General features: G+C 59.9%; 17 protein-coding genes and 1 pseudogene. 6 read left to right on the top strand and 12 right to left on the bottom strand.

Annotated elements, in window-relative coordinates; genetic code table 11:
* Positions 1-60: 60 nt before the first annotated feature.
* A complete protein-coding gene (locus tag SCM96_12045) occupies positions 61-465 on the bottom strand; it encodes a DUF4332 domain-containing protein (protein ID MDW7761349.1) in 405 nt (134 codons plus the stop codon).
* A gap of 74 nt (positions 466-539) precedes the next feature.
* Entirely contained in the window at positions 540-1,475 is a 936-nt protein-coding gene (locus SCM96_12040) for a pyridoxal-phosphate dependent enzyme (GenBank protein MDW7761348.1), read from the bottom strand.
* Between the two features lie 108 nt (positions 1,476-1,583).
* Here SCM96_12040 and SCM96_12035 point away from each other — a divergent pair, with 108 nt between their 5' ends.
* Positions 1,584-2,510 (top strand): DUF72 domain-containing protein, encoded by a 927-nt coding sequence (locus SCM96_12035; GenBank protein MDW7761347.1) that lies wholly within the window; start codon positions 1,584-1,586, stop codon positions 2,508-2,510.
* Entirely contained in the window at positions 2,507-3,754 is a 1,248-nt protein-coding gene (gene lysA, locus SCM96_12030; GenBank protein ID MDW7761346.1) for a diaminopimelate decarboxylase, read from the top strand. Before SCM96_12035 ends, lysA begins: the two co-directional genes overlap by 4 nt.
* A 63-nt stretch (positions 3,755-3,817) precedes the next feature.
* Here lysA and SCM96_12025 read toward each other — a convergent pair.
* A pseudogene (locus SCM96_12025) lies at positions 3,818-5,008 on the bottom strand (M20 family metallopeptidase).
* 216 nt (positions 5,009-5,224) lie between these two features.
* On the opposite strand from SCM96_12025, the gene SCM96_12020 reads away from it, so the two are divergent.
* The 3 genes from SCM96_12020 (at position 5,225) to SCM96_12010 (ending at position 7,237) form a co-directional block, all read left to right on the top strand.
* Positions 5,225-5,467, top strand: a complete 243-nt coding sequence (locus SCM96_12020) for a ribbon-helix-helix domain-containing protein (GenBank protein MDW7761345.1) — start codon at positions 5,225-5,227, stop codon at positions 5,465-5,467.
* Positions 5,452-5,790 carry a type II toxin-antitoxin system PemK/MazF family toxin gene (locus SCM96_12015; GenBank protein MDW7761344.1) on the top strand — a complete coding sequence of 113 codons (339 nt, stop codon included), beginning with the start codon at positions 5,452-5,454 and terminating at the stop codon, positions 5,788-5,790. The genes SCM96_12020 and SCM96_12015 overlap by 16 nt, the downstream gene beginning before the upstream one ends.
* Before the next feature lie 100 nt (positions 5,791-5,890).
* A complete protein-coding gene (locus SCM96_12010; GenBank protein MDW7761343.1) occupies positions 5,891-7,237 on the top strand; it encodes an NAD-dependent malic enzyme in 1,347 nt (448 codons plus the stop codon).
* A 12-nt stretch (positions 7,238-7,249) separates the two neighbouring features.
* On the opposite strand, the gene SCM96_12005 is transcribed toward SCM96_12010, so the two are convergent.
* A complete protein-coding gene (locus SCM96_12005) occupies positions 7,250-9,925 on the bottom strand; it encodes a hypothetical protein (protein ID MDW7761342.1) in 2,676 nt (891 codons plus the stop codon).
* A gap of 20 nt (positions 9,926-9,945) precedes the next feature.
* On the opposite strand from SCM96_12005, the gene SCM96_12000 reads away from it, so the two are divergent.
* Positions 9,946-10,101, top strand: coding sequence for a hypothetical protein (locus SCM96_12000; protein ID MDW7761341.1), 156 nt, complete (start codon positions 9,946-9,948; stop codon positions 10,099-10,101).
* A gap of 27 nt (positions 10,102-10,128) precedes the next feature.
* Here SCM96_12000 and SCM96_11995 read toward each other — a convergent pair whose 3' ends face one another.
* The 8 genes from SCM96_11995 to SCM96_11960 all read right to left on the bottom strand — a co-directional run bounded on the left by SCM96_11995 (position 10,129) and on the right by SCM96_11960 (position 20,279).
* Positions 10,129-12,273 (bottom strand): hypothetical protein, encoded by a 2,145-nt coding sequence (locus SCM96_11995; protein ID MDW7761340.1) that lies wholly within the window; start codon positions 12,271-12,273, stop codon positions 10,129-10,131.
* Positions 12,270-14,045 carry a hypothetical protein gene (locus SCM96_11990; GenBank protein ID MDW7761339.1) on the bottom strand — a complete coding sequence of 592 codons (1,776 nt, stop codon included), beginning with the start codon at positions 14,043-14,045 and terminating at the stop codon, positions 12,270-12,272. Before SCM96_11990 ends, SCM96_11995 begins: the two co-directional genes overlap by 4 nt.
* A gap of 131 nt (positions 14,046-14,176) precedes the next feature.
* Positions 14,177-16,213, bottom strand: a complete 2,037-nt coding sequence (locus SCM96_11985; protein MDW7761338.1) for a hypothetical protein — start codon at positions 16,211-16,213, stop codon at positions 14,177-14,179.
* Between the two features lie 35 nt (positions 16,214-16,248).
* Complete coding sequence (locus SCM96_11980; protein MDW7761337.1) at positions 16,249-16,821, bottom strand: GyrI-like domain-containing protein; 573 nt, start codon at positions 16,819-16,821, stop codon at positions 16,249-16,251.
* 10 nt (positions 16,822-16,831) lie between these two features.
* Positions 16,832-17,503 (bottom strand): hypothetical protein, encoded by a 672-nt coding sequence (locus SCM96_11975; GenBank protein MDW7761336.1) that lies wholly within the window; start codon positions 17,501-17,503, stop codon positions 16,832-16,834.
* Between the two features lie 72 nt (positions 17,504-17,575).
* Positions 17,576-19,654, bottom strand: coding sequence for a hypothetical protein (locus SCM96_11970; GenBank protein MDW7761335.1), 2,079 nt, complete (start codon positions 19,652-19,654; stop codon positions 17,576-17,578).
* A 26-nt stretch (positions 19,655-19,680) separates the two neighbouring features.
* A complete protein-coding gene (locus tag SCM96_11965) occupies positions 19,681-20,034 on the bottom strand; it encodes a type II toxin-antitoxin system PemK/MazF family toxin (protein ID MDW7761334.1) in 354 nt (117 codons plus the stop codon).
* The gene (locus SCM96_11960) at positions 20,028-20,279 is read right to left on the bottom strand and encodes a ribbon-helix-helix protein, CopG family (protein MDW7761333.1); all 252 of its coding nucleotides are present in this window, start codon (positions 20,277-20,279) and stop codon (positions 20,028-20,030) included. Before SCM96_11960 ends, SCM96_11965 begins: the two co-directional genes overlap by 7 nt.
* Positions 20,280-20,384 lie beyond the last annotated feature (105 nt).

The raw sequence follows: 20,384 nt of genomic DNA, 5'->3' as shown, positions 1-20,384 counted from the left end.
GACGGCCAAATTTTTGAAAGACTTGTAGGATCGGCCGGGAGGCCGAACCGGGTTGTCACTTCAGTAATGAACGGCGCGGGGAAGCTTCTTGGCCTGTTTGATCCAGTCTTCGACCAGGGACAGGGTCGGGGGACGTCTCAGGATTTTTTTCTTCTTATTGACATCCAACATTTTTTCGAGAAGGTTGTCGGCGCGGCGCTGGGCGAGTTCCACGACCGTGTCGACACCGGCGGCTTCGAGCAGTTCCGAATACTGCCTTTCGACGCCGCGGATACGCTTGAGGTCGGCATGGTTGATCCAGGTAAGGATGAGCTTGGGACTCAAACCGGTCTTTTTGGCAATCTCCTTGCGTCCTGCCGGCGTTTTGCCCTGGGAAAGCAGAGAGGTGATGCTGCCGACTCCTCCCTTACGCAGCTTGGCGCCGTAAGCCTGACCGATGCCTTCGATGTTTTCCAGTTTTGGCACGATCCCTCCTATGAATGAAAGTGTTTTTTATTAACATACCCCTCCGTTTCAGGCCATGTCAAGTTGATGGGCAGTTAAGAGGCGTTGCCGCCGCTTGCAATCAGAACGACCTTGAGACCGTGGAACGGTTCAGGGCACGAGTCGAGACCGGCCAAAGCGAGCGCCCCCGCAGCCTCGATAACCCGTCCGCAGTCACGGGAAAGGACAGTTACGGCATCGCTGATAGCCGTCTCCGTAACCGTGATAATGCCGTCCAGGAATTTCCTACAAAAATCGAAGGTGATCGATCCGGGCTCGATGCCGCCGGCCACGGCATCGGCCGTCGTCGGCTTCTCTTCGACTTCAACCAGCCGTCCGGCCGCGATCGAGGCGTTCATGAAGGCCGATGTTTCGGGTTCGACGCCGAAGATCTGCACTTCAGGTCGAACACTTTTCAGATAGGCCGCAAGGCCCGCCGCCAGCCCTCCTCCGCCCACCGGCACAAGAACGGCATCGACACCGGGAAGATCCCGATGGATTTCAAAGGCCGCGGTCCCCTGCCCCAGAATGACATCGATGTCATTGTACGGCGGGATGTAGGGCTTCCCCGAATCGCCGGCAAAGGCCCGGGCCAGCCTCTCCGTTTGCTCGCAGGACGCGCCGCGGATCTCCACGTCAATACCGAGCCGGCGGAGCTTTTCGAGTTTGGCCGGAGAGACGGATTCGGGAACGAAAAGCATGAGATCCGTTTTTTCAAGCTCGGCCGCCTTGGCGACGGCCAGACCGTGGTTACCGGTGGAGGCGGAGACCAGGCCCCGCGCCCGAACGTCCTGCGGAAGATTGCGGATTGCGGACAAGGCACCCCGGATTTTAAAGGAACCCGTGAGCTGCTCGGATTCCCACTTGACGAAAACGTCCGCGCCGTATCTCTCGCTCAAATCGGGAGACCGTTCGAGCGGCGTCCACATGACGACATCCCGGATCCGCTCCCAAGTCTTTCCGACATCGCTTCGAAAATCACGGTTTTTCATATGATTTCTCATTGGGTTTACTATTGACAAATCGACGGCAAAATGCAAGCCGCCACCCCTCGGTTTCTCATTTTGCCTTCGGCCCGCATTTTCCATACAATAGGCCCGATGACGCGCTATCATATCGGAACGGCCGGCTGGAGCTACGAGGACTGGAACGGCATCGTCTATCCGGAAACGAAACCGCGCGGCTTTCATCCTCTGGTTTTCCTCGCCGCCTTCATCAACCTCATTGAGGTCAACAGCACCTTCTATCGCCCGCCTTCGCCTTTTATCGTTGCATCCTGGCTCCGCAGGATCGAGGCTTTTCCCGATTTCCTTCTGGCCGTCAAGCTCCATCAGGTCTTTACGCACAAAGGCACGGAATTCTCCGCAGGCGATGCCGATGTCTTCAAGACGGGAATAGCCCCTCTGCGGGCCGGCGGGCGCCTGGCCGCCGTCCTCGTCCAGTTTCCCTGGTCGTTCGCGAATACGGCGGCATCCCGCGATCATCTGCGCCGCATCTTCGAACTCTTCGCCGGATATCCCCTGGCCGTCGAAGTCCGCCACGGCTCCTGGGACGTTCCGGAGTTCTACGCCATGCTTTCGGAATATCAAGCCGTATTCTGCAACATCGACCAACCCCTTTACAAAAACTCCATCAAACCTTCGGCTGTGGCCACCAATCCGCAATTGGCCTATGTCCGCCTCCACGGCCGGAATTATCAAAACTGGTTCAGAAAAGACGCCGGCCGCGACGATCGATATGACTATCTCTACACAAAGGATGAAGTGGCCGAATGGACGGAGAGAATCCGGAAACTCGGGGCTTCGGGGGGAAAGGTTCTCGTCGTCACGAACAACCACTACCGGGGCCAGGCCCTGGCCAACGCACTTCAGATCAAAAACATGCTGAGCGGTGAAAAGATCGAAATCCCCGAGCTTCTCCTCCGCACGTATCCTGAACTCGAGGAGATCGTCGCAAAAATCGAACGCGGACAAAAAAATCTGTTCGCCGAATCGGAGTCCCGCGCCGGGACAAAGGATCATGAATGATGACCTGGTGGCAAAACGCTTTTCTCGGGGTCTCCGACGGGCGCCTGACCCTGGCGGGTCGGGATGCGGCAACGATCGCCGACCGTGAGGGAACACCCCTTTTCGTTTACGGCCGGGCCCGCATCCGCGAAAACTTCGACCGTCTGGCCGCGGCTTTCGCCGGGCTCGACGGCCTGGAGACGCGCATCTGTTACGCCATGAAAGCCAACCCCCACCCGGGGATCCTGCGGTTCGTCCGCGGCCTCGGGGCCTGGATCGACGCGGTTTCGCCGGGCGAAGTCGAGGCGGCCCGGAAGGCCGGCTTCCCTGCGTCGCGCATCCTCTTCACCGGGACAAGCGTGGGCGCCGCGGACCTGCGCCGCGTCTTCCGGGAAGATGGGATCACGATCAACATCGACGCCCTGGAGCAGATCGAAATTCTCCGCGAAGTCCGCCGGGAATTTCCCGGGCAACGGAAAATCTGCGCCTCTCTCCGCTGGAATCCCGGTTCGGGACGCGGTTTCACCGCCGGAGTCATCACGGCCGGTCGACGGTCAACGGACGGAACACCCATCAAATTCGGCATCGAACCGTCCAAGCTCGACTCCGCATTCTCGGCCGCCTCGGCGGCCGGATTCCGGCCCGTCGGACTCCACCAGCATCTCGGCTCGGGCTGGACGGCCGAAGATTTCCGGTCCGTCGCCTCCTCCGTCGACCGCATGGTCCGCAAAGCGGCCGAACTCGAAAAGTCCGGAATCCGGCTCGAATTCCTGGATTTCGGCGGCGGGTTCGGTCCGCGCTATCATCCCAACCAGGGAGTTTTTCCAGTCGAAGCTTATGCCGAGCGCATCGGCCGCCGCATGAAAGAATCGGGATTGCAGATCAAGACGATCGCCGTCGAGCCGGGGAAATATTTGGTCGGCGACGCCGGCGTTCTTCTCCTGCGCGTCAACTATGTCAAGGAGAGTTTCGGTCAGATTTTCGCCTGCGTCGACGGCGGAACGTTCACGTCGGTCCCGCGCCCGGCCATCTACCCCGGCGCTTATCATGAAATTGTGAACGCAACACGCCTTTTGGAGCCTCGCCGGGTTCGTGTCACCGTAGCCGGAAACCTCTGCGAAACAGGGGACGTCTTCGCCAAGTCACGGCCGCTCCCGATGCCCCGCCGCGGCGACGTTCTGGCCGTTCTGTGCGCCGGCGCCTACTGCCGAAGCATGGCCTCGCGCTTCAACCTCCGGGAAATCCCCCGCGAAATCCTGGTTTGAAACGGAAAGGTGCTCCAGGAGACGCAGGGCCCCCGTGCAGAAGAGCAGCGGACCGGTCTTGAAAATCTCTTCGTCGACGGAGAAATCCGTGCCGTGGAGCTTCTCCCTGGTGCCGGTGCCCAGGAAGAAGAAAACACTCGGGATCGTGTGGCTGAAAGCCGAAAAATCCTCGGCGATCGTCATCGGCTCCGTCGCAAGAACGTTTTGCACCCCGATCGTCTCCTGAAAATTCTTTGTGACGACCTCGGTCAGCTCCGGATCGTTCTTGACATATTGGGAGGCGCGGTCGAACTCGAAGTCGAATTCCATCCCGTAGGTTAACGCCAACCCTTCCAGGACATTCCGCATCTGTTTTTCAATGGCGTTTTCCGTTTCGAAGGAAAAGGACCGGACCGTTCCCCTCATGACCACCCGGTCGGAAATGATATTGGCGGCCGTACCGCCGTGAATGGAACCGACGCTCAACACCGCTCTCTCCCCGGGATCCTTCAGGCGGCTGATGATCGCCTGGAACTGCTGGATGGCCAGGGCGGAGATATGGACGGCGTCGATGCCCTGGTGCGGCAGCGCCCCGTGGCTGGATTTGCCCTTGATCACGACTTCGAAAAAGACCACGTTGGCCATGAGCGGCCCCGGACGAAGGGCGACGCTTCCGACGGGAAAGTCCGGCATCACGTGGAGGCCCAGCATGGCCTCGATTCGGGGATTTTCAAGGACGCCGGCTTCGATCATGAGGTGGGCGCCCGACTTCCCTGCCGTGTTGCCTTCCTCACACGGCTGGAATATGAAAACGATCGTCCCGGCGATCCTCTCCCGCATTTCAGATAAAATCTTGGCGCTGATCAGGACATTGGTCATATGCCCGTCATGACCGCAGGCATGCATGAAACCGGGATGTTCGGAGGTGAAGGTCAGGCCCGTGTCTTCGTTGAGCGGCAGCGCATCCATGTCGGCGCGGATGCCGACCACCGGCCCCGGCTTCGCGCCCCTGAGGACGGCCTTGATTCCCGTTTGAGCGATTCCGGTCTCGATCTCCAATCCCAGTTTCTCAAGATAAGCCGTGACGTACCGCGCGGTTTTCGTTTCCTGAAGGCACGGCTCCGGGATCCGGTGCAGGTCGCGCCGGATCTTCACCGCTTCCGGATAAAGATCCAGCGCCTTTTCTCTGATGAATTGCGTGCGCCCGTCTTCAGCCGCCAACACAACCGGGACACAGGCCAACACCGCGATCAGCCGTGCAAAACGTACGGTCATGGTCCACCTCCGTTCAACGCCCGGAGTATAGGCCCGGCCGGAGGGCCCTGTCAAACCGCAACACCTTCTCTGAGAGTCTCCTCCGGAATAATTCGTCTGTTTAAATGGAGACGGAGGATCATGTTTAAGCGACCCCGGATCAAAGTCTGTGAACATGATTCCGGAGGGCTTGACACATCCTTTAGTATGACATATCGTCATACTGAGAGGTGTTTCATGCCCAAAGCTAAAATCGCCGTTTCGATCGATGGAGAATTGCTGAGGCGGCTGGATCGCCTTGTCGAAAGCGGGACCTTCCCCAATCGAAGCCGGGCCGTCGAATCCGCCCTTACAGAGAAGCTCGACCGTTTGAACAAGATCCGCCTGGCCCGGGAATGTGCCCGGCTTGATCCGGGCGCGGAGAAGGAACTGGCCGAAGAAGGATTTTCCGAGGATGTCGCCCGATGGCCGGAATACTGAGAGGCGAGATCCGTTGGGCGGATTTGAGCCCGGGACGAGGCCATGAGCAAACCGGCCGAAGGCCCGTACTCATCTTGAGTCATGACGTTTTCAATGACCGCTCCGGTACCGCGATCGCCATGGCCATAACCGGTCGCCCCCAACAGGCGGGATTTCCCCTGACCCTGGAAATTAAAACCAAGGGCCTTCCCAAGCGTTCCTGGATCAAAATCAGCCAGATTCGGACCCTGGCCGTGGAGCGCATCGGCGACAAAATCTCCCGCCTGTCTCCGGAAGAGCTTTCCGAAGCCCTCGTCGGGCTGAACGAAATCATCGGCGACTGAAAACGCCTTCAAGCCCGTGGTTTCTTGACAATCCCCGGGTGTGGGTCTATGCTTTTCCGCGGTCCCGGGACGGGATCGATTTCGTTCAAGGAGACGCGACATGTGGTGGGACGGCAAAATCCAGAGAACATTCCGCTGCAGGCTTCAGCAAAAACCCGGAACGCTCGGCCGGCTGCTTTCCGTAATCGGCGCCGAGGGCGGCCTCATCGGCGAAATCAAGACCATCCACATCGGCGGGGCCGCCGTCGATCGCGACATCAATGTCTGGGCCGGTGACCTCGACCATCTCGGCCGTCTGATTCAGGCCGTCGAAAACGACTCGGAGGCCCAACTGATCGAGGTCCGCGACGACGTTCTGGAGATGCACCAGGGCGGAAAGATCGCCGTCCGCAGCCGTTACGACATCACCAACCTGTCGACCCTGCGGCGGGTTTACACGCCCGGCGTCGCCGAAGTCTGTCTGAAGATCAGGGACAATCCGGCCCTGGCCCGGCGGTACACGTCCATCCGCCACCTCGTGGCCATCATCACGGACGGAACGGCCGTCCTCGGTCTCGGCGACATCGGCCCGAAGGCCGGCATGCCGGTCATGGAAGGCAAGGCCAGCCTTCTCGAAACCTTGACCGGCCTTTCAGGCATGCCGATCCTCCTCGACACCAAGGATCCCGACGAGATCGTCGAAACCGTCGTTCACATCGCTCCGACTTTCGCAGCCATTCAGCTCGAAGACATCTCGGCTCCCCGCTGTTTCGACATTGAAGAGCGCATTCAGGCCCGGGTCGACATCCCCGTCATGCACGACGATCAGCACGGCACGGCCGTCGTCGTGACGGCAACACTTCTGAATGCGTCTAAGGCGGCCGGGATCGATCTCGCCCACTGCCGGATGGGCGTCATCGGGCTCGGCGCGGCCGGGCTGGCCCTTTCGAAAATGCTGATATTCCGGTTCGAAACGCCGGTCGCCGGTGCCGATATCGCCCCGGAGGCCCTCGCCAGGCTGAAAAGCGCGGGCGGTGAGCCCTCCGACCTTAAGGCGGTCATGGCCGGCTGCGACGTCGTCATCTCCACAACGGGCGTTCCCGGGTTGATCAAGCCGGACATGGTTCGGAAAGGACAGATCATTCTGGCCCTGTCCAATCCCAACCCCGAAATCGAGCCTGAAGTTGCCCTGAAAGCCGGAGCGGCTTTCGCCGCCGATGGTAAGTCGGTCAACAACGTCCTCGGATTTCCCGGAATCTTCCGCGGCGCCGTCGATGCCGACGTGCCGAGGATCAGCCGCGAGATGCTTTCCGCCGCGGCCGACGCCATCGCCGCCGCCGCCCAACCCGGAGAGATCGTCCCCAACCCGCTCGACAAGAATCTTCACAAATCCGTGGCCCGCGCCGTGGCCCGGACGGCCCTCGAACAGGGACTCAACCGGGATGATCTCACGGGCTATTTCGATTGATGTTTCCGGGGCTTATTCGACGATGACGGGCGGCGGGGGTGTTTCCCGCTCCCGGACGACAAGCCGTCCGCGGAGTTCGATTCCCTTGCCCGTAATCCGGACCGTATGCTCGCCGGCCGGTGCGAACTCCCTGTACCGGATGAAATAGGGCTCCGGGCTGTCAACGGTTCGGGTCACCAGATCCCAGCGGACCTGGTTGAAGCCCGTTTTTCCATCGATTTTTTTTGCCCAAATCGCCTCATCTTCCACGTTCCGAACGCTGAGGGTCACTTCCGCATCGCGCGTCAGATAAAAAGTGATCGGCGTTTTCTCGATCGTGCTCAGACGCGGGTCGCGGTGGGTGTCGTTGATCCAGGGCAGCCGGGCGGCGGGGGGATCGAAGAGGCGGTCGGCGGCGGGCGCTCCGCCCACGAAAGCTTCGCGGATGGGCCGGATGTTCATGACATATATCCCCCGCCCGTAGGTCGAGGCGACGAGGTCCTGCTCCCGTTCCTGGACGGCCAGGTCCGAGACCGCCGCCGCGGGCATGTTCGGTCCCAGCAGAGACCAGCTTATCCCGCGATCGGTCGAGACATAGACGCCGCGGAATAGTCCGGCGAACAGGATGTTTTCGTTGGTCGCATCCTCCAAAATCACATAAGCGACCTCGTCGGGAAGATTTCCTTTTATGGAGGTCCACGTCTCCCCCAAATCCTCCGTGACGAAGAGGTGACAGCCGAAATCGTCGTCGTTGATGCCGGGAACCGCGACATACACCCGGTCGCGGTCGAAGCGGGAGGGGAAAATGCTCCGGATATAGCGGTTCGGCAGCCCGGCCGAACGCTCGATCCACCTCCGGCCGTCGTCCGGACTGACCCAGAAAGCGCCGCAGTCCATCCCGACAAAGAGAAGACCGGGTTCAAGCGGCGATTCCGCGGCCGCGCCGGCCGCCGTTGAGATGCGCTCCGGATCACGGGACTTCGAAAGATCGGGGCTGATGAGCCGCCAATTATCGCCGCGGTCGAGGCTTTTGAAGAGATAGTTGCCCGCATGGTAGAGCGTCAAGCGGTTGTGAGGCGATAAAAAATAAGGCGTGATGAAATTGTATTCCTGTCGACCCGTGTGCCCCTTGGGCAGACGAGGCCGGATGGACACCGAACGTCCCGACCGCATGTCCTTGCGCCGCGCGGCGCCGTGCTGCGCGGAAAAGTAGACCGTGTTCGGATCTTCGGGATCGGCGAAAGTCACACAGCCGTCCCCCCCGGCCCAGGCATCGAGCCAGACGTATCGCCAGCCGTCGGGAAAACGCGGATCCCACTCCCGGGCCGGACCGGTAACGGAAGAATCGTCCTGCGTTCCGCCGTAAATCATGTAGGGGTCCTGGTTGTCGACGGACACGGTGTAGAATTCCCCGACCGGAAGATTGTTGTGATGCAGCCAGCTTCCGCCCTTGTCGTAGGAGACGTAGAGACCGCCGTCATTGGCCAGGGCCAGGTGGTCGGGATTCCGCGGATTGATCCACATCTCACAGTGGTCGAGGTGGAGGGTCTCGGCGATGTTCGGGAAGAGATGGAAAACATTACCGCCCATGAGCCCGAAGGTCCGGCCGCCGTCCGTGCTGTGAGCGACCCGAACGCCGAGTGCGAAAATCTCCTCATCGTCCCTGGGGTTCACATAGATATCCGTGAAGTACCAGCCGATCCGTGGAAAGATGAGAAGATCGTCGTGGTGCGTCCGGGCCCATGTTCGTCCGCCGTCCGTCGTCTTGTAGACTTCGGCTCCCCGGGTGTCGCTGATGTTGAGATTGTCGACAAGGACGTAGGCCTTGTCGGGATCGGTCCAGGAGACATCGACGCCGATCCGTCCGGTCTTCGGTCCGTCCGGAAGTCCGCCCCCGAGCCGCCGCCAGGTCGCCCCGCCGTCCTCGCTTCGATAGACGCCGCTTCCCGGTCCCGAAACGCCGGGATGGATCTCCCAGGTCGTCGCGTAGACGATATCGGGATTGGAGGGCGCCAGGACGACCTCGTTGGCCCCGGTCCGCTCGTCGACGAACAGGACGTGTTCCCAGGTCCGGCCGCCGTCAAGGGTCCGGTAGAGGCCACGATTGCGGTTGGTCGTCCAGTAATGCCCGTGGACGGCCGCGAACACGATATCGGGATTTTCCGGATGCACGGCGATCTTTCCGATGTGATAGGAGTCGTGAAGCCCCATGTTCCGCCAGGTCCGGCCGCCGTCGTCGGAGCGAAAAACACCCGTTCCCGGCATCGTGAAGTTGCGGGGCTTCTTGAGGTTGACGCCCGACCCAAGCCAGATCGTTTCGGGACGTGACGGGGCTAGGGCAAAATCCCCGATCCCCAGCGTGGACTGGTTTTCGAAGATCGGGGTCCATGTCAGACCGTTGTCCGTCGTTTTCCAGAGATTCCCGGGGCCGAAGGCCACATACAGAGTGCCCGGCCTGTCAGGATCGCCCTTCACGGAAGCGGCACGGGCGCTGTTCATGACCGGGCCGACCGAGATCCATTCCAGGCGGAACTCGGTTTTTTCACGATGTTCGACGTGCTGCGGCCAGGAGTCGAGAAGCGGGCTCCGCACGGCATCCGCCGGGGCATCAGGCGGTCTTGAAAGGCCGGCTCCGGGACCGATCACCGCAAAGATTCCGATCAAAAAAATCATCACGGTTTGCATGTTGATTGAAGCTTTCCTCTTCATTGGGGATATCCTTTCCAATCTTGACACCGGAATTTTCCGCTGCCGATGCCGTCGCCGCCAACGCCCACGGCGAGATTGTTCCCAATCCGCTCGACAAGAATCTCAATAAGTCCGTGGTCCCAACGACCCTCGAACAGGGGCTCAACCGCAACGACCTCACGGGCTATTTCGACTGACTTCCGTCCGTTTTGTCCTGTCTCAGTCTACTTCTTCTTCCGAACCGGCCGGTCGGTGAGAATCGGATTGTACATCGTGTCGAAGGTCCCGCCGGTCGAGACGTGTCCGGCGGCGCGCTCCGGCGCCTCCTCGATGTCGACCGGGTTTCCGTCCTTGTCGACCGGCACGCCGTCCGCATTGACGGCGACAAGACCCGTGGGCGTCACGCCGACACCGTCTTCGCCGTAGGGACGGCTGGCGATAACCTCACCTGCGGCGATCGTTTTCCGCGAAGCATCGAGCACCGTTCCGTCCGACCGGAAAGTGAACGGCACGTGGCCGGGTTCCGTCCCGAAGACGTCCTTCCCCAGATTGTAGCTCTGGTCCAGCACGATCTTCCTATAGAGCTGAATGTTCGCCTTCATGGTCGAAAGGAAGGGATAGAAGATCGAACCCTTGATGTAATACGCATCGTCGGACTTGTCGTAGGCGAGATATTCCCGCGCGGCCGCATAGTCGCGCATGACGGCCTGCCGGGCGCGAAGCCGGCTTTCGCGCTCTTCCCGGGCCATGGTCTTGAGCGCTTCGTCGTCGAAAATCTCCCCGTTTCCATGAGCGAGGCCGAGCTTGCCCACAAGATCCCTGTCCTTGGCATAGCGCTTGAGTTCGGCGGAGATTTCGGCCGGCATCACGCCGTAGAGGTCGGCCCCGACGACGGCATGATAGAAGTATTCGAGCTCCCCTCTTCCATCGTCTTCCCTCTCGAAGTCCTGAAGCCGGGTCATGTCCGGCCGGCGGCTGTCGTAACGGCCGTAGTCCATCTCCCGCCAGCCGTCCTCGCCGGGAAGTTTTCTCGTGAACGACCAGACGGAGTCGATCGTGTTGCCGACGTTGCCGTGGCAGCCGATGCACTGCATGAGCTCTTCGGTCGTCTGGGTCCGGAGCTCCCCTTTGCGGTTCTCGATATAAGCGGAAAGAATCCAGCCGGCACCGTTGTCCACCCAGCCCTGGCCTTCCCGGCCGATAACGATCTCCTCTTCATCGTCCTCATCATCGGGTGGGGCGATATCGGCCAGGGTCACGGGTTTCCACTTGTACATGTAACGGATTTCCTTGACCCGCTTGGAGCGCGTGCCCGGAAATTCGTAGACCGTACCGCCGACGGCCTCCGCACCGTCGAGTTCATAGCCTCTTTCGCCGTCGGCGTTGAGATCGACGTAGTGAAGCGGATGGGCGATCTCCGCGCCCACGGGATAAAAGCCTCTTTCCACCGGAACGCCGGACGCATCGCCGTAGTAAACTTCTTCCTCGGGCGCACGGTCCTTGATGTTTCTTTCGAGGAGGTCGAGGTTTTTCTTGTAGATCTCAATGTCGAAGGCGCCGGCCGCGGACATGAAGCTTCCGGGAAGGCGGATATAAACCCCGCTGACGCTTCCGGTGAGCGGCGTGAAAATCCCGTAAGGGAAGAAATTGTAGGCCCGCCAGCCCGTGTATCCGTCCTTTTCGTCCCGGACAAAACCTTCGGGATCGATATAGCCGTGCGTCCCACCCGAGGTCGGGTCGGCGGGATCATACGGGAAAAGATGATTCGGGTCGAGGGCCGGAAACAGGGCAAACTCGTCGTCCGGGTCGTCCATGTTCATCCAGTCCATGTTGCCGCCGGCCCGGGCCCGCAGAAAGGCCGGCCGCCAGTTGTCGGCGCGGACGTAAGCCGTGTCGTCGAACTCCGGAAGAGGCACGCCCTCGGCTTTGAGGCGGGCGTCGATGCTGCCCGGAAAGATCACGTTTTTCCACAGGATGTGGTTCAGCGAGGGCGACGGGAAGCTGTAGAGAACCTGGTCCTCGCCCAGCGGAAACGCGTTGCCGTGGCCGATTTTCGTGAGATAGTCCGTGTGGCAGTAAAGACAGGCGTTCTGAGTCCCGTAGCCCGTCTCGATCCAGCACTGGGCCGGAATGGCCGGATCTTCGTTGAAACTCGGTTTGTAGTCGGCGCCCGCCCGCTTGACGAAATCCTTCGGGGCCCGGCCTTGACGGAACTCGGCCGTCGAAATGAGTTCGGCTTTCATTCCGAGATCGCGCAGTTCCCGGACCGTCGGATCGATCTCAACTTCCGCCTTTCGGCAATAAGAAAATGTCAAAAGAATTGCGGCGGCCGCCGCCAAGACGGTCGCGCCTTTCTGGATTTTTTTCATCGGTCGTCCCCTTTCTTTCCGTAATAATTTTCAAAGTCGAGGCGCAGGACATCGGATCCCTGCGATATTTCAAAAATCCGGCCGCCCTCCGCGGACCGGATGAACGGCCCGGAATAGAGCGGCCAGGCGTCGATGTCGACCGGCTCGCCGTCGACAAAACGCAGATCGGGATGACCGAACTCCAGCCGCGTGCCGCCCGACGTCGTATAGCCGACATAGAGGTTACCGATGTCGAACTCGAGCGCGTTCCGGCGGATTTTTCTCTTGAATGCGGCGAATGACCGGAAGTCCTTCGCCGATGCGGCCTCCAGAATAAGTCCCGTCCGCGGGCCGTCGAGAGTCAGACGAAAGTGGTCGGTTTCTTCCGTCCATCGGCCCGGCGTGAGCGGTCGCACGGCGAAAAACACCCGGCCTTCACGGGTGAAGATCCAGCCCGAATCGTCCGCCTCGCGGGCTTCGAGGATTTTGGAGAAAAATCCGTTGACATGGCCGTGGCGCGCCTCCGCGGGAATGTCGTAGAGGACGACGATCGCATTTCCGTGCTGGAGAATCTCCTCGTAGGGTGAGCCCTCGACCCACTTGTGGGGACTGTCGGCATACGGGCGCTGTCTCAGAATATTGGCTTCGATCTCCTCCGGGTCATCGTCGAAATAACTCAGAAGGTGCTCGCGCGAAAAATAGGGATTGATGAAAAAGCAGGTCGCCCCGTCCCACACCGAGACCCAGGTCAGGTCCCAGCGGTGGTTTTCGACATCGGTGAGATCGCCGTAGGAGGATCCCAGGGCGTAGTCGGCCGTCATGTAAGTGTACTTGCGAATGGGGGTGGCGCCGCGGTTGACTCCGAGTCCGGCCCGGGGCGCCTTGGTTTCGATGTGGACGTAAGGCGCGGCGCGGTCTCCGGCGATTCTTTCGATCAGCGGATCCGGGCGGAAGTTCTGGATTGCGGCAAGCCCGACGTAGAAGGTTTCGGGAAGTTCCGGCCGGAAAACCGAGCGCCCGAAGAAAAGATAGCCGAAGGGCGTCGCCGTCCCGGAATGGAGTGCCGTATGGGTCGCCTGGTTGAATTTCTCGCGGCTGTGGCCGCCCGTCCAGTTGCCATCGAGGTACAGCACCGCGTAATCGGCGAGAAGCAGGTTGAGCAGCATCCCGGCCTTCCGGCTCAAAATCGGATCGTCGGCGAAATCATGGAGGCTCGTCAGGCACAGGAAATAGAGCGAGGCGTAGTTGGGCGAGGAGTACTCGTACTGGCCGAGAGTGACCGTGCGTTCGATCCAGCCGTCAATCCAGGAGGCGGCCTCCGCCCGGGCCTCGACGGGGCTCATCCCGTCGGCGAACCACGGGCCGTTGGGCCAGGTCTGCCCGAAAAGATAGCGGGCCGTTCTGTACTGAAGTTTGTGATTTTCCGTGAATCCGAGGTCGGGACCGAAGCCCGCGGCAAGACGCGCCTTCATGTCCTCAACAAGATCGTCAGGCAGCTCGTGGCCGAGTCGCAGGATGATCTCCATCGCCGCATAGGTCTGGAAACATTCCCACGGCTCGATCTGGACGGTCGCTTCGCGGAGATAGCGGAGGCCCGTCTCCCGGTCACGGCCGGATTCGAGCTTGACCGCGGCCAGATAAAGGCGCCGGCGCAGGTCGTCTCCGTCCTCCCAGGTTTGCCCGGCCAGAGCCGAGAGAATCTCCTGGCGCCGTTCTTCGAAACCGGGGGATTCGGCGGGCTCAGGCGAAGGCGGCTTGGTGCCGCAGGACACAAAGAGCGCTGGTCCGAGCATCAGAATCAGGACGACGGTGAGTCCGCACGCAGACGCTATGTTCGCCCGGGATATTAATTTTTTCCGAGCCAAAGACATGGAATCAGTTTATCACATCAAACTCAGGTCCGGAAATATTCTTCGGCAATTCGTCAGCCCGGGACTTCGGCTTCGATGTGGATGTCGCGGTTTTCGAAGGGGATCGTCCATGTGCCGTCGCCGCGCACCTCGATGCGCGCGTCGCCGCGGCAGAAGGGCTGTTGTCCGGGTTCGGCAGCCCGGATCTCAAAATAAAACCTTCGCCCGCGGAAGGGGACATTTCCCGAAATCCGGTTCAAGCCGGGAATGAGCCGCGGCCGTAAGACGATGGCGTCTTCGGCCGCCCGAATCCCCGCGGTATGCCGGACGCAGAGCATGACCATTTCCGCCCAGGCCCAGGGGATGATGCCGATCTGGGCATAGGGAGGCGAGATCCGGTCTCCGTGCATTTCGAACCAGGCGCCGGATGCGGCCGAAGGCAGCCCGGCGAGCCAGTCGAGGACACGGCGCGCCTCGGCCGGCCGTCCGGCTTCGATCGAGGCCCGGGCGACGAGAAGAGAGGCCAGGGGCCACGGGCCGGCCGAGTCGGCTTCCGATGTCATGTTGTAGCGGCCGTGGCCGCCCATGTCCCAGCCCTGGTTCCAGAGGACCTCCAGTCCGTCGAGAGTCTCCCGGGCGACCGGGCTGTCCGGCGGCACGAATCCCAAAAGGATCGGCATGATCGTCGAGACATCGGGTTGAAGAGCATGCGGCCCGGGCCCGGCCAGAGGCACGCCGTCGGGAAGTCCGGAATCCGGCCGAGGATCGGCTGTTTTCTGAACCGTGCCGTCCGCCCTCCGTCTCTTGATGAATCCCAGCTCATCGGCCATGCGAAACTCCCGGTGGCCGAGCACGGCACGCTTAAGAATCTCGGATTCTTTCCACCAGCGCTCCGCCTCGGCCGTCTTCCCCAGCCTTCGGGCGAGATGCGCGGCGTCGACCAGTCCGACCGCGGGATAGACCTGATACATGAGTTCGATTCCCGGCTCGATGCCGTGGGCGGCGTGGCGTTCCCAGTATTCGCGGCTGTTGCAGAGAAGGCCGGATGCGGGATGGCGGAATACCGGACGCAGCGGGAAATCGGCCGTCTTCCGGATTTTCTCCCAGCAATCCTCGACGATCCCGAAGTCGCCGGTCCAGCACACATATTCCCGGACGGCGTTGAGCAAAGCGCCGTTCTGGTCGAGTTCGACGTCCTCCACGGCCCGTCTCTCGCTCGAGTCGATACAGTCGCCTTCGTCGGAAACGAATTCGGCAAGCAGGCGGCGGAGCAGAACCCCGGCTTTGTCGTGATGTCCGGCCAGGATGAGCCCGTGGGCCATAAAGGAGTGATCGCGCACCCATTCGCGGTTGTACTGCCAGATGGAGGCGTCCACCCGCCCCGTACGCGAAACGACCGCCGGAAGCTGGGCGGCCGCGGCCTGGAAAAGCCGATCCGCGATGAGGCAGTCGAACTTCAGTTGCGACGCTTTTTGCCATTCGGCGGCCGTCTTGACGCGCGGCGGCGGGCCGTCGAGGACTTCGACGGTTACGGACCTGCGTTCGGCGTTCAGCCGGTAGCCCAGCGTCCAGCGGACTTGTCCTTCCTGCGGAAAGACCAATGTCTCATCGATTATCTCCTTCGAGCCCGCCCATCCCCCGGTTCTTAAGCGCACCGAATCCGGCCGCTTCCCCATTCTCTCAACAACAATCTCGCGCACCACAAGCGGCTCATCCGCCGCCGGACAGGAAAACATCTCCCGGACACGAAACGGCCCCGCCCGCCATTCGGCGGCCACGGTCGGGATATCGGAATCCTCCAGCCGGAAAACTTGGGGATCGGCCGCCCGGTAAACCGTACGCCTGTCTCCCCCGCTCTCGATTTCGATCCGCGTCGGTTCCAGGCCGCACTCCGGATCCAGGGTCGGGGCGTCGCGTTTCGGACCGAGCGTTTCCGGATCTTGGACGATCAAGCCCAGCGGAGTTCCCTCCCCCGAAGGCGCCCACTGGACGGCGGCCTGGACGTGGCCGTTGCCTAAAAAGAAATAGGCGACGTTTTCGAGATAGGTGCGGACGTCGGGATGGCCCGACTTCGGGTCATCGCGATAAAGATGTTCCTTAACGTCGATCATGCCCTTGATTCAGCTCACTATATGATCTTCAAGCACTATTTCTTCTCGACCGGAAGCAGGACCTCCGTTCGAAGATCTTCGGGTTTGACCGCCTGCGGGTTCATGTCGAGGTACTTCTCGATGCTCGGACCGGCCGCCTTGTAGCCGTTCATATCGCAAAATGCGGCGACTTTACCGTAGGCATATCTGATATTCTCATAGGGGCCGACGTAGAGATAGACGACGGCTTTGGAGTAGTTGAACTCGTCCTTCCGCAACGGTTCGATCACCGCGGCATCGGCGGAGACGGGAAAACCAAGCCTCCACAACAGATCCTCCTCATGGACCTGGTCGGGTGCGTTCAGGTACATCGCGAAGAAACCCCCGGTCGGCACAAGTCCTTGCTTGAAGAACAAGCCCATGAACTCATTGATCTTCGCCGAGATTTGGGTATAGGGGCCGCGGCACTCGAGATATGCATAGGAAAAGGCTGTGATGTCTCGAAGTTCCGCCGGGCGCATCCTCTCTTCCAGGGGCATCTGTGGCAGAAGACCCCCGGTTTTTTCCTGTGCCGGCGACAGGACGCTCAAAAGCGAAAGCAAGAGCATGACAAGAAGGATCTTTTTCATTTTCGCCTCCTTATTTTTTGGGGATGAATTCGATCCACCACTCCCCGTGGTCTTCGGGATCTCCTCCCTCATAGGGAAATTTCAGGGTGAGCGGCTTGCCTTCGAGAAGCGGGTTGAGCGGCGCCTGGAATTCAAACAGCATGTTGGACAGGACATTGGAGCCGAGTTTCGAGATCCATTCGAGATCGAGCAGGCCGAAGCGGGCCAGGAAACCGATCTTGACGGTTTCCTTGACGAGCGGAGCGATCGGCATGCCTTCCATGTCCAACGTCACTTCGTCTTCATCTTTCTCGCTCCAGCCGGACAGAAGAGACGCCGCAAATTCATTGGGCCAGGCTTTCTCGACCCAGGGCTTGTGGCGTTCCGCACCGTCGTAGACGTCATTGAAGGCATGCCGAGTGAGAAAGAGCCGGCCACCTTGGTCTTCGATGATTCCCGCGCCGCGCGCCGGATCATTGAAGACGACGACATCCCTGAAAGTCGCGCTGAAGGCCAGGTCGGCAAAGGTCATCCGGCCATCGGGGACATACGGCGAACTCATTTCAATCGCAACCATGACCGTATAAGGCGGGGATGTCCGCCGGGCCGATTTCTTGCTCTGTTCGGGATCCGGCCGCAGATCCGCCCAGACCCCGAGCAACAAAATCAAGGAAACGCATCCGGCGATGATCCGCACTTTCATGTCTCGATCCTCCTCATCTCCCCTTGATGGTTTTAGCCTTATTGGGAAGTGTATGTCCGCTTTTCGGGAGTGTCAAGAACCGGAAGGCGGTTTGCCTGGCTTTCCGACTGGCTCAAGCGGTCGGATGGCGAGTTGATCGAGCTCGAACCCTGATCCGCTCCTGGGAGAGTCGAATCTGACCTCCACGCTTCCGCCCGGGCTTATCAGACGATCCAAGACAACGGCATTCTCACGGGCGATTCTCACCCGGATATTCTCTTTTTCCCGTTCGATCTCGATATCAAACACGTTCCGGAAGCCATGGACATTCTTCAGTTTCATCCCGTCCCAGTCCTCCGGAAGCAGCGGCGTCAGGACGAACCCGCTCAAAGATGTCGGCCGGATGCCGAACAATCCTTCCGTATAAATCCGACAGTACAGGCCGCTTTCCGCGGAGAGATGGCGCTGATTGCCCTCCGGATACGCCTCGACCGCATAAGGGACATGATCGCCCAGAAGCCGGCGCGTCGAATAGTTTTTCAAATACTGAAGGCCGCGCCGAGTGTCTCCGCCGGCAAACACGCCGCGCAATCCGTAAAGCGTGGCCCTGTCCCAGAAAGTTCCGTCTCCCGAAACCGTCGCCAACCCGTCTTCCGTCCACAGTTCGGGAGAAAAAAGCGCGTCGATGGTACCGTCCTTTCTGTCGAAAATGCCGACCGTCAGCGGAATGCAAATCCAGGCCCGCAGCACGTCGTTTCCGTCATAATAGCGGTAGGTCTCATACCCCATGACTTTCGCGCCGAAATGGTTGTCAATATTTTTCCTCAGCTCCTCCGCCTGCGCGCTGTAGGATTGCGCAGAGCGACCCTGGGTCAAATCCTCATCGAGCCGGGCGGCCGATAAAAGCGCGTCGTAATAAAGCGACGACGTGACAAGATTCGCATCCCCCGAAGGAAAGCGGTTTTCCAGTTCATCCGAATCCGAGGCGACCACGCCATGTTCGTTCAGTTTACGCCGGCAGAACTCAAGGCACCATTCGATGAGAGGCCACAGTTCTTCCGCAACCGACCTGTCGCCCAAAGACAGCGCAAAACGCGCGGCGCCGTAGGCGATCATCGCGCCGTCACCGCGGTCTCCCGCACCGTGCCAGATGTCAAGGCCTTCGGCGATGATCGAGCTGGGAATGGGCCGGTATTCGGGGTTCATGAACCGGGCGAAATGACGGAAAGAATTCAACGCCGATTCATTTGCATAATCATAACCCAGAAAGGGAAAAAAAGGATTGATGTATTCCGCCTGATCGTTGGCCCAGATGGCGGCGTAATAGCGAAGTCCGCCCGGACCGTGCATGGGACCACCCCGGGTTTGATAGATGCTCTCGGCGCCGCGGATTTTGGCAAAGGCGAACATCGCGTTCAGCACCGGATCGGGTGTCTCGAGAATCATGTTTTCGGCCATGCGCTTCAGAAATGCATTGCGTTTATCAAGCTCTTGTTCCGGATCGATCTCAGGAATGGCTTCGCCGTCTTTTACGCCCGAGATAACCATGGAAAACCTGACGGTTTCTCCGGGTTCAAGCCGGTAATCGCCGTGATTGACGGATTGGACGGTCAGCACATAACGGCCCTCCACGCCCTGGTTCTCGGCGGTGCGCATGACGATGTGGATTTCGGGAATATCCAGGGCCACCGCTCGGTCCCGGTTGCTCGTGATCTCATAGATTTCACAGAAAACCGGTAAATCCGTGGAGGGAAAAATCACCCGTTTGAGATGAAGATCCTGATTCAGGAGGCTGTGGACCGTGATTTTTCCATCAAGCCCGACGTCCTCAACCTTTTCCTGTCTCACTCCCCATCCATCGATGGTTAACAGGGTGATGGGATCGATATTGAAGGTCCGGATCAAACTGGCATGCGTGTTGTTGGGGATCGTCCTCAGTATGGGCCAGACGATATCCCGGCTGATGAAATACGACTGATCCTCCTCAACGCCGTATCGGACCACCGCCGATATGAACTTCCCGCTCATTTCCAGATGATCACGGAAGGCGCGCCCGGCCTCCGCAACACGGGTGATTCCTCCGGATTCATTGAGGGTCCAGTTATGATCACCATCCTGCGCGGATACGGACACGGCCGAAATCGCACAGAAAAGAATAACCGCTCTTTTCATTCCGACTCCTTTTTTCTTTTAGCCGATTAAAAATTCCGGGGTTCGAAGACAAGGCGAAGTCCCGCAACGATTTCCTGAATCCGCGGGTGCGTCAGGGTTCCGATTTTGTCCCGGAGAACGGCTTTGTCCACAGTGACGACCTGAGACACGTTGATGACGCTCGGCCGGGGAAGATTGGCCTCACCCTTCTGAAGAGGGACATTCCCCGGGGCGTCAGCCCGCTTCAGATTTGAGGTCACGGCGCAAAGGACCGTCGTTTGGATACGGCTGGAATTGAACATGTCGTTCTGCACAACGACATGAGGTCGTCTGAAGCCGGGTGCGGAACCGAGAGGTTCGCCGGCATCGAGCCAGAAGACATCCCCCTGACCGATCACCATGGGTCCCTCTTGAAAACGGTTTCCTTGTAGAGATGAAGATCCGCCGCCCGAGTGTCCTTGTCCTCGGCTGTTTCCTCATCGGAATAGGCCCTGTTCAACGCTTCAAGCATACGCAGGGATTCGATCTTTTCCAGGTAGGCCGCGACGGCTTCGACGAAGATTTCGCTTCTCGACTTCTTCTGTTCCTCGGCAATCCGCTTGACTTCGCGGAACACGTTGTCCGGAATGGAGATGGCAATTTTCATACTATTAGTATGAATATTGGTATTCCAGTTGTCAAGCCGCCGCGTTGAACCGTTTTCTGTCATCTCAAGGAATAGACGTCAGCAACGGTCGTGTTGTCTCATAAT

The organism is Acidobacteriota bacterium (assembly GCA_033549365.1).
Taxonomy (GTDB): Bacteria; Acidobacteriota; Aminicenantia; order Aminicenantales; family Saccharicenantaceae; genus JAWSUF01.
This window is presented reverse-complemented; position numbering and strand designations above follow the sequence as displayed.

Excerpts from the sequence above, each read along its gene's own strand:
- SCM96_11985 (MDW7761338.1), bottom strand. The coding sequence starts at position 16,213 with ATGATCGACGTTAAGGAACATCTTTATCGCGATGACCCGAAGTCGGGC.
- SCM96_11980 (MDW7761337.1), bottom strand. The coding sequence starts at position 16,821 with ATGAAAAAGATCCTTCTTGTCATGCTCTTGCTTTCGCTTTTGAGCGTC.
- SCM96_11995 (MDW7761340.1), bottom strand. The coding sequence starts at position 12,273 with ATGAAAAAAATCCAGAAAGGCGCGACCGTCTTGGCGGCGGCCGCCGCA.
- SCM96_12035 (MDW7761347.1), top strand. The coding sequence starts at position 1,584 with ATGACGCGCTATCATATCGGAACGGCCGGCTGGAGCTACGAGGACTGG.
- SCM96_12020 (MDW7761345.1), top strand. The coding sequence starts at position 5,225 with ATGCCCAAAGCTAAAATCGCCGTTTCGATCGATGGAGAATTGCTGAGG.
- SCM96_11960 (MDW7761333.1), bottom strand. The coding sequence starts at position 20,279 with ATGAAAATTGCCATCTCCATTCCGGACAACGTGTTCCGCGAAGTCAAG.
- SCM96_12040 (MDW7761348.1), bottom strand. The coding sequence starts at position 1,475 with ATGAAAAACCGTGATTTTCGAAGCGATGTCGGAAAGACTTGGGAGCGG.
- SCM96_12005 (MDW7761342.1), bottom strand. The coding sequence starts at position 9,925 with ATGAAGAGGAAAGCTTCAATCAACATGCAAACCGTGATGATTTTTTTG.
- SCM96_11990 (MDW7761339.1), bottom strand. The coding sequence starts at position 14,045 with ATGCTCGGACCAGCGCTCTTTGTGTCCTGCGGCACCAAGCCGCCTTCG.
- SCM96_11970 (MDW7761335.1), bottom strand. The coding sequence starts at position 19,654 with ATGAAAAGAGCGGTTATTCTTTTCTGTGCGATTTCGGCCGTGTCCGTA.
- SCM96_11975 (MDW7761336.1), bottom strand. The coding sequence starts at position 17,503 with ATGAAAGTGCGGATCATCGCCGGATGCGTTTCCTTGATTTTGTTGCTC.
- SCM96_11965 (MDW7761334.1), bottom strand. The coding sequence starts at position 20,034 with ATGGTGATCGGTCAGGGGGATGTCTTCTGGCTCGATGCCGGCGAACCT.
- SCM96_12010 (MDW7761343.1), top strand. The coding sequence starts at position 5,891 with ATGTGGTGGGACGGCAAAATCCAGAGAACATTCCGCTGCAGGCTTCAG.
- lysA (MDW7761346.1), top strand. The coding sequence starts at position 2,507 with ATGATGACCTGGTGGCAAAACGCTTTTCTCGGGGTCTCCGACGGGCGC.
- SCM96_12015 (MDW7761344.1), top strand. The coding sequence starts at position 5,452 with ATGGCCGGAATACTGAGAGGCGAGATCCGTTGGGCGGATTTGAGCCCG.